At 62.2% G+C, this 13,382-nt stretch carries 14 protein-coding genes; 6 read left to right on the forward strand and 8 right to left on the reverse strand.

Features of this window, described 5'->3' with window-relative positions; all coding sequences use genetic code 11:
• Positions 1–60 precede the first annotated feature (60 nt).
• From ACTJK9_RS12865 to ACTJK9_RS12885, 5 genes are all read left to right on the forward strand, one after another.
• Positions 61–1,335, forward strand: a complete 1,275-nt coding sequence (locus tag ACTJK9_RS12865; protein WP_440814178.1) for a glycerate kinase type-2 family protein — start codon at positions 61–63, stop codon at positions 1,333–1,335.
• Positions 1,332–2,747, forward strand: coding sequence for a pyruvate kinase (pyk, locus tag ACTJK9_RS12870; protein WP_440814180.1), 1,416 nt, complete (start codon positions 1,332–1,334; stop codon positions 2,745–2,747). The genes ACTJK9_RS12865 and pyk overlap by 4 nt, the downstream gene beginning before the upstream one ends.
• 145 nt (positions 2,748–2,892) lie before the next feature.
• On the forward strand, positions 2,893–3,807 hold the full coding sequence (locus tag ACTJK9_RS12875; RefSeq protein ID WP_440814182.1) for an urea transporter: 915 nt from the start codon (positions 2,893–2,895) through the stop codon (positions 3,805–3,807).
• Positions 3,808–3,828: 21 nt separating this feature from the next.
• Positions 3,829–4,653: an ion transporter gene (locus ACTJK9_RS12880; protein WP_039769763.1), complete on the forward strand. Its 825-nt coding sequence runs from the start codon at positions 3,829–3,831 to the stop codon at positions 4,651–4,653.
• A 105-nt stretch (positions 4,654–4,758) separates the two neighbouring features.
• The gene (locus ACTJK9_RS12885) at positions 4,759–5,757 is read left to right on the forward strand and encodes a sulfate ABC transporter substrate-binding protein (RefSeq protein ID WP_085611508.1); all 999 of its coding nucleotides are present in this window, start codon (positions 4,759–4,761) and stop codon (positions 5,755–5,757) included.
• A gap of 54 nt (positions 5,758–5,811) precedes the next feature.
• Here the strand turns inward: ACTJK9_RS12885 and ACTJK9_RS12890 are convergent, their stop codons facing one another.
• A complete protein-coding gene (locus ACTJK9_RS12890; RefSeq protein WP_221398989.1) occupies positions 5,812–6,432 on the reverse strand; it encodes a DUF5666 domain-containing protein in 621 nt (206 codons plus the stop codon).
• 240 nt (positions 6,433–6,672) lie between these two features.
• Between ACTJK9_RS12890 and ACTJK9_RS12895 the strand changes: the two genes are divergently transcribed.
• Complete coding sequence (locus ACTJK9_RS12895) at positions 6,673–7,860, forward strand: MFS transporter (protein WP_039769755.1); 1,188 nt, start codon at positions 6,673–6,675, stop codon at positions 7,858–7,860.
• Between the two features lie 46 nt (positions 7,861–7,906).
• Here the strand turns inward: ACTJK9_RS12895 and ACTJK9_RS12900 are convergent, their stop codons facing one another.
• The 7 genes from ACTJK9_RS12900 to ACTJK9_RS12930 all read right to left on the reverse strand — a co-directional run bounded on the left by ACTJK9_RS12900 (position 7,907) and on the right by ACTJK9_RS12930 (position 13,380).
• Positions 7,907–8,311 (reverse strand): type II toxin-antitoxin system HicB family antitoxin, encoded by a 405-nt coding sequence (locus tag ACTJK9_RS12900; RefSeq protein WP_011333093.1) that lies wholly within the window; start codon positions 8,309–8,311, stop codon positions 7,907–7,909.
• A complete protein-coding gene (locus ACTJK9_RS12905; protein WP_085611511.1) occupies positions 8,311–8,523 on the reverse strand; it encodes a type II toxin-antitoxin system HicA family toxin in 213 nt (70 codons plus the stop codon). The genes ACTJK9_RS12900 and ACTJK9_RS12905 overlap by 1 nt, the downstream gene beginning before the upstream one ends.
• A gap of 236 nt (positions 8,524–8,759) precedes the next feature.
• Positions 8,760–9,167, reverse strand: coding sequence for a hypothetical protein (locus ACTJK9_RS12910; RefSeq protein WP_085611512.1), 408 nt, complete (start codon positions 9,165–9,167; stop codon positions 8,760–8,762).
• A gap of 25 nt (positions 9,168–9,192) precedes the next feature.
• Entirely contained in the window at positions 9,193–10,395 is a 1,203-nt protein-coding gene (ccmI, locus tag ACTJK9_RS12915) for a c-type cytochrome biogenesis protein CcmI (RefSeq protein ID WP_085611513.1), read from the reverse strand.
• The gene (locus ACTJK9_RS12920) at positions 10,392–10,862 is read right to left on the reverse strand and encodes a cytochrome c-type biogenesis protein (protein ID WP_011333089.1); all 471 of its coding nucleotides are present in this window, start codon (positions 10,860–10,862) and stop codon (positions 10,392–10,394) included. The genes ccmI and ACTJK9_RS12920 overlap by 4 nt, the downstream gene beginning before the upstream one ends.
• On the reverse strand, positions 10,859–11,395 hold the full coding sequence (locus tag ACTJK9_RS12925) for a DsbE family thiol:disulfide interchange protein (RefSeq protein WP_440814189.1): 537 nt from the start codon (positions 11,393–11,395) through the stop codon (positions 10,859–10,861). The genes ACTJK9_RS12920 and ACTJK9_RS12925 overlap by 4 nt, the downstream gene beginning before the upstream one ends.
• Positions 11,392–13,380, reverse strand: coding sequence for a heme lyase CcmF/NrfE family subunit (locus ACTJK9_RS12930; RefSeq protein WP_064594418.1), 1,989 nt, complete (start codon positions 13,378–13,380; stop codon positions 11,392–11,394). Before ACTJK9_RS12930 ends, ACTJK9_RS12925 begins: the two co-directional genes overlap by 4 nt.
• Positions 13,381–13,382 lie beyond the last annotated feature (2 nt).

Here is a 13,382-nt window from a genome sequence, read left to right on the forward strand (position 1 = left end):
CCCGCTCCCACAATGGATCTGAGTTGCCCTTTCGAATAACAAGAATTCCGGGAGCCCGCCATGTCGGTCGATCCGCAACAACTGCTGCGCGAGCTGTTTGCCACAGCCATCGACGCGGCCCATCCGAACCAGGTCCTCGAAGCGCATCTGCCGGCCGATCGCACCGGTCGCGTAATCGTCATCGGCGCCGGCAAGGCTGCCGCTGCCATGGCGCAAGTGGTCGAGCGCTGCTGGGAAGGTGAAGTCTCGGGCCTTGTGGTGACCCGCTACGGTCACGGCGCCCCGTGCGAAAAAATAGAGGTGGTCGAAGCCGCGCACCCAGTGCCGGACGCTGCCGGTCTGGCCGTGGCCAAACGCGTGCTGGAACTGGTCAGCAACCTGAGCGAAGACGACCGCGTGATTTTCCTGTTGTCCGGTGGCGGCTCTGCCCTGCTGGCGCTGCCGGCCGAGGGCATCACCCTGGCCGACAAGCAATCGATCAACAAAGCCCTGCTCAAATCCGGCGCGACCATCGGCGAGATGAACTGCGTGCGCAAGCACCTCTCGGCGATCAAGGGCGGACGCCTGGGCAAGGCCTGCTGGCCGGCGACTGTTTACACCTACGCGATTTCCGATGTACCGGGCGATCTTGCCACGGTCATCGCCTCCGGCCCGACCGTGGCCGACCCGAGCACCAGCGCCGAAGCGCTGGCCATCATCAAGCGCTACGGCATCGAGATTCCGGCGTCGGTGCGCAGCTGGCTGCAAAGCCCGGAATCGGAAACCGTCAAACCCGGCGATCCGAGCCTGGCCCGCAGTCACTTCCAGTTGATCGCCCGCCCTCAGCAATCGCTGGATGCCGCAGCGGTGAAATGCCGTCAGGCCGGTTTCAGCACACTGATCCTCGGCGACCTGGAAGGCGAATCCCGCGAAGTGGCAAAAGTCCACGCCGGCATCGCGCGCCAGATCATCCATCACGGCCAGCCACTGGCAGCGCCGTGCGTGATCCTCTCCGGTGGCGAAACCACCGTGACCGTGCGCGGCAATGGCCGGGGCGGACGCAACGCCGAATTCCTCCTCAGCCTCACCGACAGCCTCAAGGGCCAGCCCGGCGTCTATGCGCTGGCCGGCGACACCGACGGCATCGACGGCTCGGAAGACAACGCCGGCGCGATCATGACCCCGGACAGCTATGCCCGTGCCGCCGCCCTGGGCCTGAGCGCCAGCGACGAGCTGGATAACAATAACGGTTACGGCTACTTCGAGGCGCTCGATGCGCTGATCGTCACCGAACCGACCCGCACCAACGTCAACGACTTCCGCGCCATCCTGATCCTCGAGAGCTCTAAATCATGACGCCTGATAAAAAGGTCAAAATCCTCGCCACCCTCGGGCCTGCCGTCGACGGCATCGAAGACATCCGCGAGCTGGTCGAGGCCGGGGTCAACATCTTCCGCCTCAACTTCAGCCACGGCGATCACGCCGACCACGCCAAGCGCTATCAGTGGATCCGCGAAGTCGAGCGCCAGCTCAACTACCCGCTCGGGATCCTGATGGACCTGCAAGGGCCGAAACTGCGGGTCGGCAAGTTCGCTGACGGCAAGGTTCAGTTGCATCGCGGTCAGGCCTTCCGCCTCGATCTGGACGCAACGCCGGGCGATGAGCGCCGAGTGAACCTGCCGCATCCGGAGATCATTGCGGCACTGGAAGCCGGGATGGATCTGCTGCTCGATGACGGCAAACTGCGTCTGCGGGTCGTCAGCAAATACTCCGACGCGATCGACACCACCGTGCTCAATGGCGGCGAACTGTCGGATCGCAAAGGCGTGAACGTGCCGCAAGCGGTGCTCGACCTGAGCCCGCTGACCACCAAGGATCGCCGCGACCTGAGCTTCGGTCTGGAGCTGGGTGTGGACTGGGTCGCGCTGTCGTTCGTGCAGCGTCCGCAAGACATCATCGAGGCCCGCGCGCTGATCGGCGACAAGGCGTTCCTGATGGCGAAAATCGAGAAGCCGTCGGCGGTCGAGCAACTGCGCGAGATCGCCGAACTGAGCGACGCGATCATGGTGGCTCGCGGTGACCTGGGCGTGGAAGTGCCGGCCGAAAGCGTGCCGCAGATCCAGAAAAACATCATCACCACCTGCCGCCACCTCGGCAAACCGGTGGTGGTGGCGACGCAGATGCTCGAGTCGATGCGCTTCTCCCCGGCACCGACCCGCGCCGAAGTCACCGACGTGGCCAACGCCGTGGCCGAAGGCGCCGATGCGGTGATGCTGTCGGCGGAAACCGCGTCCGGCGAATACCCGCTGGAGGCCGTGCAGATGATGAGCAAGATCATCCGCCAGGTGGAGAACGGTCCGGACTACCAGACCCAACTCGACGTCAGCCGGCCGAAAGCCGAAGCGACCGTGTCCGATGCGATCAGCTGCGCGATCCGCCGGATCAGCAACGTGCTGCCGGTGGCGGTGCTGGTCAACTACAGCGAGTCCGGTGCATCGAGTCTGCGTACGGCGCGGGAGCGGCCGAAAGCGCCGATCCTCAACCTGACGCCGAACCTGCAGACCGCCCGCCGCCTCAGCGTGGCGTGGGGCATTCATTCGGTGGTCAATGATCGCCTGCGTCAGGTGGATGAGGTGTGCTCGACCGCGTTGGAAATCGCTCAGGCGCAAGGAATGGCCGAGCGTGGCGATACGTTGCTGATCACCGCGGGTGTGCCGTTCGGGCAGCCGGGGTCGACCAATTCGCTGCGGATCGAAACATTGATTTAAGCAACACCTGTGTGGCGAGGGAGCGTGCTCCCGACGCCCGGCATGACGGTTTCCACAAGAGACACCGCATTCACCGGGCATGAGCTCCCTCGCCACAGCTTCAAGCAAGACCCTTTGATTTTCCTACTGCCCAGATTCTCCAGACATGCCTGCCAATCATTTCAACACCCACTGCCCTGACTGGGCCGAGGCTTTGCTCAACGGCTTCAGTCAAATCTTCCTCCAGCGTCATCCGCTGTGTGGCCTGCTGTGCCTTTTGGCCATTCTATTCACCGCGCCGGTGCTGTTCGCCGGTGCGCTGCTGGGCGCGGTCGCCGGATTGCTCACCGCGCAACGGCGCAACTACGCCAAGGCGGATCGCCAGGCCGGACTGTTCAGCTACAACGGCGTGTTGGTCGGCCTGTTGCTGAGCCTGTATTTCCCCTGGTCGCCGATGCTGCCGCCGCTGATTCTGGCGGCCGGTGGGCTGAGCGCGATGATCACGCAGCAGTGGCTCAAACGCGCACGCCTCACCGAATACCTGCCCGCCTACACCGCCCCGTTCGTGTTGCTGAGTTGGATGTTCCTGTGTTTCGCCGAGCCTTTGTCCGCCGCACCGGCGCTTGAACTGAACACCGTGAACCTGCTCGGTGCCGCCCTGAAAGGCTTCGGTCAGGTGATGTTCCTCGACCATCCGTTGGCCGGTGGTTTGATCGCCGCCGGTTTGCTGATCGCCGATCGCCGGGCCTTTGCCTGGGCGTTGCTGGCTTCGGTCATCGGTCTGGGCTCCAGCCTGTTGCACCACGACAATCAGGTCGCGTTGCTGGGCCTGGGTGGTTACAACGCAGTCCTCGCCGCCCTCGCCTTCAGCACCCAGCGCCAGCAACCGTGGCTGCCGCTGTTCGGCATCGGCCTGGCGCTGCTGTTGGCGCCGCTGTTCAGTGCCCTGGGTCTGGCAACCCTCACGGCACCGTTCATTCTTGCTTGCTGGCTGCTGCGCACCGGCATTCGCCTGATGCAACAACCGCAGATCAGCGGCGCGCCTTGCGCTCGCGGGGAGAATCAACCTAGGCTGCGCTGATCTTTGATTCAGGCGTGATCCATGGACAGTAACCAGCACTGGCGTGAACAGCTTTACGTCATGATTTTCCAGAGCGACACCCCCGCCGGGCGACGTTTCGACGGCATCCTGCTGTTGATCATTCTCGCCAGCCTGGTGATCGTGATGCTCGACAGCATCGACAGCGTTCACCGCAATTACGCCGATGTGCTGGCGTATATCGAGTGGGGGTTCACCATCATCTTTGCCGGCGAGTACATTCTGCGTCTGTACTGCTCGCCCAAACCGTTGCGCTATGCCTTCAGTTTTTACGGATTGGTGGATCTGCTGGCGATTGTGCCGGGCATCCTCGCGCTGTACTACAGCGATGCGCAGTACTTGCTGATTATCCGGATCATCCGGATGCTGCGAATTTTCCGCGTCCTCAAACTCAGTCCGTACCTCAAGCAAGCCAACTACCTGATGTCGGCGCTGCGTGGCAGCAAGCAGAAGATCGTGGTGTTTCTGGTGAGCGTCTGCACACTCGTAACCGTGTTCGGCACGTTGATGTACGTAATAGAAGGCCCGGAACACGGCTTCACCAGCATTCCCAAGGGCATCTATTGGGCTATCGTGACCCTGACCACCGTCGGCTTCGGCGACATCGTGCCGAAGACTCCGTTGGGCCAGGTGATTTCGTCGCTGGTGATGATCACTGGTTACTCGATCATCGCGGTACCCACCGGGATCTTCACCGCCGAACTGGCCAATGCGATGCGTGGTGAACAGTTGCAACACGACTGCCCGGTTTGCCAGAAAAAGAGCCATGAAAGCGGCGCCGCATTCTGTTCGCGATGCGGTAATCCGTTATTCAAGAAAATGGAATAAGCAAAGTTCTTTTTAATCTTTAAGCGACTATGCGCGCCCCGCTATAGTCGCTGGCAAATGGCCTTATCTTTGTCAAAAACACCCCCACAGAACAAGGAATGCGCAGTGAAAAAACTCTTTGGCGCCTCACTTCTCGCCGCAGGTCTTGCCTTCGGCAGCGTGGCTCAGGCCGCACCGACCCTGCTCAACGTGTCCTACGACGTGATGCGCGATTTCTACAAGGACTACAACGCTGCGTTCCAGAAACACTGGCAAGCCGAGCACAAGGAAGACATCACCGTGCAGATGTCTTTCGGCGGTTCGAGCAAGCAAGCCCGTTCGGTGATCGACGGCCTGCCGGCTGACGTCATCACCATGAACATGGCCACCGACATCAACGCCCTGGCCGACAACGGCCAACTGGTGCCGAAAGACTGGGTCACCCGTCTGCCGAACAATAGCGCGCCGTTCACCTCGGCCACCGTGTTCATCGTCCGCAAGGGCAACCCGAAAGCCCTGAAAGACTGGCCGGACCTGCTCAAGGACGGCGTGCAAGTGATCGTGCCGAACCCGAAAACCTCGGGCAACGGCCGCTACACCTACCTGTCGGCCTGGGGCTACGTGCTGAAAAACGGCGGCGACGAGAACAAGGCGAAAGACTTCGTCGGCAAGCTGTTCAAACAGGCGCCAGTGCTGGATACCGGTGGCCGCGCCGCGACCACCACGTTCATGACCAACCAGATCGGCGACGTGCTGGTGACCTTCGAAAACGAAGCCGAAATGATCGCCCGCGAGTTCGGCCGCGACCAGTTCGAAGTCATCTACCCAAGCGTCTCCGCCGAAGCCGAGCCGCCGGTGTCGGTGGTCGACAAAGTGGTCGAGAAGAAAGGCTCCCGCGCCGCTGCCGAGGAATACCTGAAATTCCTGTGGTCGCCGCAAGGTCAGGAAATCGCGGCCGCCAACTACCTGCGTCCACGTGACCCAGCGGTACTGGCCAAGTACACCGATCGCTTCCCGAAAGTCGACTTCCTGTCGGTCGAGAGGACCTTCGGCGACTGGCGCACCGTGCAGAAGACCCACTTCAACGATGGCGGAGTCTTCGACCAGATCTACAACGGCCAGTAAGGCGTGAGCTGACATGAAAAGGCGACCTGCAGAGGTCGCCTTTTTTGTGAGCGTTTACATCGGCGGCTTGACGCCATCCTTGCCCGCCGAGATCGATTGCGCGGTCAGCGTGCCGTCCGCGCTCTGGGTCACGAAGGTGACGATCTTCACCCCGACCTTGAGCAGGCTGCGATCGCCCGGCGTCAGGTTGACGATCGGCACGTCCTCCGGCACCAGGATCTTCTGCTGGCCGCCCTTGTAGTTGACGGTCAGCACCCGGCCGTTGCTCACCACCAGATCGCCGACGCTGCCATTGGTCATGCTGCTGCCCTTGGCCAGGTCGAACGGCCGATGACCATCGCCGCTGCCGGCCAGCTCCGGCGGGAACACGTGAACCTCCAGCGCCTTGAGCGTGCCATCCTCCTGGGGAATGGCGGCCGAGCCGATGTAGCTGCCGGGCTTGATGTCTTCGATATTGGCCAGGGTGACCGCGCGGACCTTGGTGTCCGGGGTCAACTGGACCACCACGTTTTCACCCGTGTTGACGTGGACCTTGAGCGAGTCGGCACTGACCCCGGTGATCTCGCCGCGCACGCCCATGCGCATGCCGGGCGCTTCGGCGGCCTGTGCGGCAGTGGCGCCGAGCAGACTGATCAGGGCAATCGTTGTGGTGTGGCGAAGCAACTGACGAAACATCGCAATCCTCCGTTGATGAACGCTGAAACCCGATCACAACATAAGCACGCTATCGAACAAGATGTAAGTGAATGTATCATCGACGCTCAACGGTCGAACGCAAGGTTCGCCGATGAACAAGGATTGTTCGGCGCCACCTGTTCCGCAACGGAATAACTGATATCGATCAGAAGCCTCTACTGCCGGCTCGGCCCGTCCCTTAGCCTCACCGCATTCCTTTTCGCTGGATCGAGAAACCCTATGACCGCCACAACTCACACAATGACCCGAGGCATGGTGCTGCTGTTCGCTTTCTGCTGCGGCGCCATCGTTGCCAACATCTACTACGCCCAGCCGATCATCGGCCTGATCGCGCCAGACATCGGCCTGACCGACACCATGGCCAGTTTCATCGTGTCGCTGACCCAGATCGGCTATGCGCTGGGCCTGTTCTTCCTGGTGCCACTGGCGGATCTGCTGGAAAACCGCCGGTTGATGATCATCACCACTGTGGTGGCAATTGCCAGCCTGCTCGGCGCGGCGTTTACCGATCAGCCGAATGTATTCCTGCTGATTTCGTTGCTGGTGGGTTTCAGCTCGGTATCGGTACAGGTGCTGATTCCATTGGCGGCGCACCTGGCGCCCGAGGAATCCCGTGGCCGGGTGGTCGGCGGGATCATGGGCGGTTTGCTGCTGGGAATTCTGCTCGCGCGTCCGGTGTCCAGCGTGGTCGCCGACCACCTCGGCTGGCGGGCGATGTTCATGATCGCCGCAGCCTTGATGGCGGCGATCAGCGTAGTGCTGGCGCTGACCGTGCCCAAGCGCCAACCGGATCACAGCGCGTCCTACGGCCAGTTGCTGGGTTCGTTGTGGACGCTGCTGCGCAAACAACCGGTGCTGCGTCAGCGGGCGTTTTACCAGGCCTGCATGTTCGCCACGTTCAGCCTGTTCTGGACCGCCGTGCCGCTGGAACTGGCGCGCAACCATGGCCTGTCCCAGAGTGAAATCGCGATCTTCGCTCTGGTCGGCGCGATCGGTGCCATTGCCGCGCCGATCAGCGGACGCCTGGCCGATGCCGGCCACACCCGCATCGCCTCGTTGCTGGCCATGCTGTTCGCCAGCCTGAGCTTCCTGCCGGCCTTCATCCACCCGGCCTACAGCGTGATCGGCCTGGCCGTGACCGGCGTGGTGCTCGACTTCTGCGTACAGATGAACATGGTGCTCGGCCAGCGCGCGGTCTACTCCCTTGACGCCAAAAGCCGCGGCCGCCTGAACGCGCTGTACATGACCAGCATCTTCGTCGGTGGCGCCTTCGGCTCGTCGGTGGCGAGTGCGGTGTACGAACATGGCGGCTGGTTGTGGATCGTGATCGTTGGCAGCGCGTTCCCGCTGCTGGCGCTGGTGCGGTTCTTGAGTGCTTCGCAAAAGCCTGTTCTGGCAACGGCCTAGCATCTGAAAAGCCCTGTCGGATCGCTGATCCGACAGGGCTCGAGGTTCAATGCCGGACCAGTTTTTCCATGGCGGCATCCGCCAGAAAAGAGGAGCGGCTTTTGACATTGTGTTCACGCACATAGCGGTCAATGCGCTGGATGACATAGCCCGGCAACGTCACGTTGACCTTTTCGGTCTTGCCCATGTACGGCGAGATGTCCAGTTCGAGCATGCCCCAGCCCATGTCGGCAAACTCCGGGTTGTTGCGATGGGTGGCCGCCGAAGTCGGCATCGGAATCGAATCACCATCCGCGGCGATCTCCTGCAGCATGATGTGGGCAATCTCGACGGCCGCGTTGTAGGCATCCTCAAACGTATCTCCGGCAGTAATCGCGCCGGGAATATCGGGGATCTGAATCCCGATGGCGGTGTTCTCGTCACCCCACTCGATGCAGATTGGGTATTGCATTACGGATCTCCTCTGTAACTGGCTGGCGGGTTGTACAACCCGGCACGCCTCCTGATGCTCTTGACCGTCCCGACCGGCAAATCCTTTTTCGGATGCGGGACGGGGATCGTGTATGGGTTGTAACGGTGCGTGAAGATGTGGTGGCTGCCGGTTATCCGGTCCAGCGTCCAGCCTGCCTCCTCCAGCTCCTTGATCAATAACCTGCTCTGCACCAACCGCCTCCTTGCTTCGGCTTAACAAAAGTAACCCTAGAGTTATCTTTACTCAAGCACAGAAATTAGCAGGACGACGTTCGGTTGTTTTGCAGCATGTGATTGATGCACTGCCCCAGCGAGCTGGCATTGGCGCTTCTCGCAAAGCAAGCTCAGGCGTTGATGACAGGATACGAGTGAGGCATTGCTCATCACCCCAGACAGCAAAACGGCGATCCAGAGATCGCCGTTTTTCATTACTCCCCGAACTGCTTGCCCAGTCCCGCCGGTACGCCATGGATGTTGGTTTCTTCCCACGGGCCGTTGGGGCTGATCGAGCGGCTCCAGCCGTTGTTCCAGCGGTAGTAGGTGCGCTGACGGTAGAAGGTGTTGGTCTGGTCGTCGAGCACGTAAACGCCCAGTTTCTGGTCCCAGTGGCTGTTGCCGCCCGGTGGCGGGGCGAAGCTGGCGGAGGTGCGCGGGACAGGTTTGGCGGGTTTGGCCGGGATGCCCGGTTTGCTCGGCGTCGGGCTGGTCGACGGGGTCGGGCTGGGTTGTGACGGCGGGATCGGCGGCAGCCTGGTGGTCGGCTCCGGTCGTTGCACCGCACATGCGCTCAAGCCCAGGGCCAGTGTGAGGACTGTGATTCGGGCGATGGCGTTCATGGCGGTGCTTTCCTGTGGGTTCCGGCTATTTGTCCGGGCTGTCGATGGTCAGTGTCTGCGGCGCGGTGGTGCTGCTGGCCAGAGGCCCGCTGCGACCGACCCACTCCCCGGCGGTCGGCTGACCGGCACGGGAGACGCGCGCAACCAGTTGGACTTCGGGGAAGTTCGACAGTTTCAATTGCGGCATCATCGCGTCGGCATCGCCCAGTTCCACGGTGACCGGCAGATCGGCGACGGTCAGGCGCTTGGCTGCCAGCGGCGCTGGAGGGCCGGAAACCGCACGGGCAAAAATGAACACGCTGTCGCCCGGTTGCACCTTGGCTTTGAGCTCGCTGGCCAGATCCACACGCACTTTCAACAGCGCCGCCGCTTTTGCCGCCGGTGCCTGGGCGACCTTGCCGCCGCTGGCTTGCAGTTTTTCGGTAGCGCGGGTGATGCCGCCTTGCAGGGCCTCGCGGGATTTGTCCTGTGGCGGCAGTTGCGCCAGCAGACGGTTCCAGTAGTCGATGGCCTCCTGATAACGCTCGCCTTCGAATGCGGCGATGCCCAGCAGGCCGAGACTGGTGACTTCTTTCGGATCGGCTTTCAGCGCTTCATCGGTCAGAGCCTGAACCTTGTCCGACCATTTCTTGTTGTCGGCGAAATATTGGGCCTGCGCCCACTGGCCGAGCAGTTCCGGCTGACGACCGGCAAGATTGACCGCGCGCTCGAACATCTTCGCCGCGTCCGCCGGACGATCCTGGGCCATGTAGGTGCGGCCGAGGAAGTACACGCCTTCAGCCGAATCCGGCTGCGCAGCGACTGCGCGCTCCAGACGCTGAGTCATCTCTTCCATCGACTGCGGCGCCTGGGCGAATTCCCGGGTCAGTTCGACCTTGTCGCTCGCGCCAAAATGCAAATACAGACCGAGCCCCAACACCGGCACCAGCACGGCTGCCAGCAATGGCAACGGCTTGCCCAAACGCGAAACCCGCGCCGGCGCCACACCTTCGGTGTCCGCCAGCAGTTCCCGGGCCGCTTCGGCACGGCCGCTGTCCATTTGCGCGGCGTCGAGCACGCCTTCGGCCTGCTGCGATTGCAGCTCGGCGACGCGTTCCTGATAAAGCGCGACGTTGAGAGCGGTTCGATCCTCTTCACGCTGGGCGCGACGTTCGCGCAGGACGGGGATCAGCAGAAAACTCAGGGCGACCAGAAGCAACAGCCCTGCGGCAAGCCAGAAATCAATCATTCTTGGTTTTTATCCAACAGTTGGTCGAGGCGCTGACGCTCTTCAGGGGACAGCGATTGCGGCGTCTCGGCGCGTTGCCCGCGACGGCGGCGGACGATCACGGCAATCACCACGAACCCACCCAGCAACAGGCCGGCCGGGCCGAACCAGAGCAAAGCGGTCTTGGCATTGAGCGCCGGTTTGTAGCGGACGAAATCACCGTAGCGGTCGACCATGAAGTCGATGATCTGCTGATTGTCCTTGCCTTCGCCGAGCATGCGGAAAATCTCTTTGCGCAGGTCAGCGGCAATCGGCGCGTTGGAGTCGGCGATGTCCTGGTTCTGGCACTTGGGGCAGCGCAGTTCCTTGGTCAGTTCGCGAAAACGCTCGCGATCGCCTTCTTTGGCAAACTCGTAAGTGTCGATGGCCGCGTGGGCCACCCCGGCCAGGCTCAAGCCCAACACCATGGCAGCTAAAAAGCGCTTCATGGCTTGGCCTCGTCGACCAGCGCCTGATACTTGGCCGCCAGTTTTTCCCGCCAGACCTGCTCGTCGATCACCCCGACGTACTTGTCGCGGATGATGCCCTTGGCGTCGATGAAGAAGGTTTCCGGCGCACCGTAGACACCCAGGTTCAGGCCCAGGGAGCCTTCGTCGTCACGGATGTCCAGCTGATACGGATTGTGGAACTCGGCCAGCCACTTCAACGCATCGACGTTGGTGTCCTTGTAGTTGATGCCGTAGATCACCACGCCGCGCTCAGCGAGCTTGTTCAGCACCGGGTGCTCGACCCGGCAGGAAATGCACCAGGTGCCCCAGACGTTGACCAGTGCCGGTTTGCCGAGAATGTCAGCGCGGGTCAGGGTCTTGTCGCCCTGCACTGCCGGCAGGGAAAACTCCGGGAACGGCTTGCCGATCATCGCCGACGGCAGCTCCGCCGGATCCAGGTACAGACCGCGATAAAGGAATACGGCCACCAGCAGGAAAATCGCCAATGGCACCAGCATCAACCAACGTCTCATGCAGCGGCTCCTTCCATGCCCAGCGCTTCACGCACGCGGGCTTTGACCTTCACTCGATAACGCCGATCCAGCGCCGCCAGCAGACCACCGAAACCGGTCAGCAGACCGCCGAACCAGATCCAGCGCACGAACGGTTTCACATGCACCCGCACCGCCCAGGCGCCATCGCCCAGCGGTTCGCCCAGTGCGACGTAGAGGTCGCGGGTGAAACCGGCGTCGATCCCGGCCTCGGTCATCACCGAGTTCTGCACGGTGTACAGGCGTTTTTCCGGGTGCAGCACGCTGATTTCCTGACCGTTGCGGATCACCCGAACGGTGCCCTTGTCGGAAGTGAAGTTCGGGCCTTCGAAGTGCTTGGCGCCTTCAAACACGAACTGATAACCGGCCAGATCCATCGACTCGCCCGGTGCCAGGCGCAGGTCACGTTCGGCACTGTTCTGGCTCGACAACACCACGCCCAGCGCACAGACGGCGATCCCGAGGTGGGCGATCTGCATGCCCCAGTAGCTGCGGGTCAGGGTCGGCAGGCCTTTGATCAGACCTTTGTGGCGGGTCTTGTCGAAGATATCGCGCACACCGGCCAGCAACACCCAGGCCGCGAGCAGGAACGTCGCGATGACGGCCCAGTTGAAATCGCCGTAGGCGACACCGGCCACCACCGCCAGCGCAACACTGCCCAGCAGCACCGGCGTCAGCATGCTGACCAGCCATTTCACCGGGGTGTCTTTCCAGCGCACGATCACTCCGACCGCCATCACCAGCATCAACAGCGCCATCAACGGAATGAACAATGCGTTGAAGTACGGCGGGCCGACCGACAGTTTGGCGCCGCTGATCGCATCGAGGATCAGCGGATACAGCGTGCCGAGCAGGATCATCGACGCTGCTACCACCAGCACCAGGTTATTGCCCAGCAGCAGGGTTTCCCGCGACCACAGATTGAAACCGACCTGGCTCTTGACCACCGGCGCACGCAAGGCAAACAGCGTCAGCGAACCACCGACCACGAACAGCAGGAAAATCAGGATGAACACGCCACGCTCAGGATCGGAGGCGAACGCGTGCACCGAGGTCAGCACGCCGGAACGCACAAGGAACGTGCCGAGCAGGCTCAGGGAGAATGCGGCAATTGCCAGCAACACCGTCCAGCTCTTGAACACGCCACGTTTCTCGGTGACCGCCAGCGAGTGAATCAGCGCCGTGCCCACCAGCCATGGCATGAACGAGGCGTTTTCCACCGGGTCCCAGAACCACCAGCCGCCCCAGCCGAGTTCGTAATAGGCCCACCACGAACCGAGGGTGATGCCGATGCCGAGGAAGGCCCACGCGACGATGGTCCACGGACGCGACCAGCGTGCCCAGGCAGCATCGAGACGACCGCCGAGCAATGCGGCGATGGCGAAAGCAAACGCAACCGAGAAACCGACGTAACCCATGTAGAGCATCGGCGGATGCACGATCAAACCGATGTCCTGCAGCAATGGATTGAGGTCACGACCATCGGCCGGGATCTGCGGCAGGATCCGCGAAAACGGGTTCGAGGTGAGGATCAGGAACAGCAGAAAACCGGTGCTGATCATGCCCATCACCGCCAGCACACGAGCGAGCATGACTTGCGGCAGTTGCCGGGAGAACACCGACACCGCGAAGGTCCAACCGCCGAGGATCAACGCCCACAGCAGCAGCGACCCTTCGTGGGCGCCCCACACCGCGCTGAACTTGTAGTACCACGGCAGCGCGCTGTTGGAGTTCATCGCGACGTAGGCCACGGAGAAGTCGTCGGTCATGAACGCATAGGTCAGGCAACCGAAGGCGAACAGCAAAAACGCGAACTGCCCCCACGCCGCTGGCTGCGCCAGGCCCATCCACAGACGGTCGCCGCGCCAGGCACCGAGCAACGGCACCACCGCCTGCACCAGCGCGAAACACAGCGCCAGGATCATGGCCAGATGGCCGAGTTCGGGAATGAAAATGCTGGATGTCATCG

Source organism: Pseudomonas sp. 22082 (assembly GCF_052046055.1).
Taxonomy (GTDB): Bacteria; Pseudomonadota; Gammaproteobacteria; order Pseudomonadales; family Pseudomonadaceae; genus Aquipseudomonas; species Aquipseudomonas pharyngis.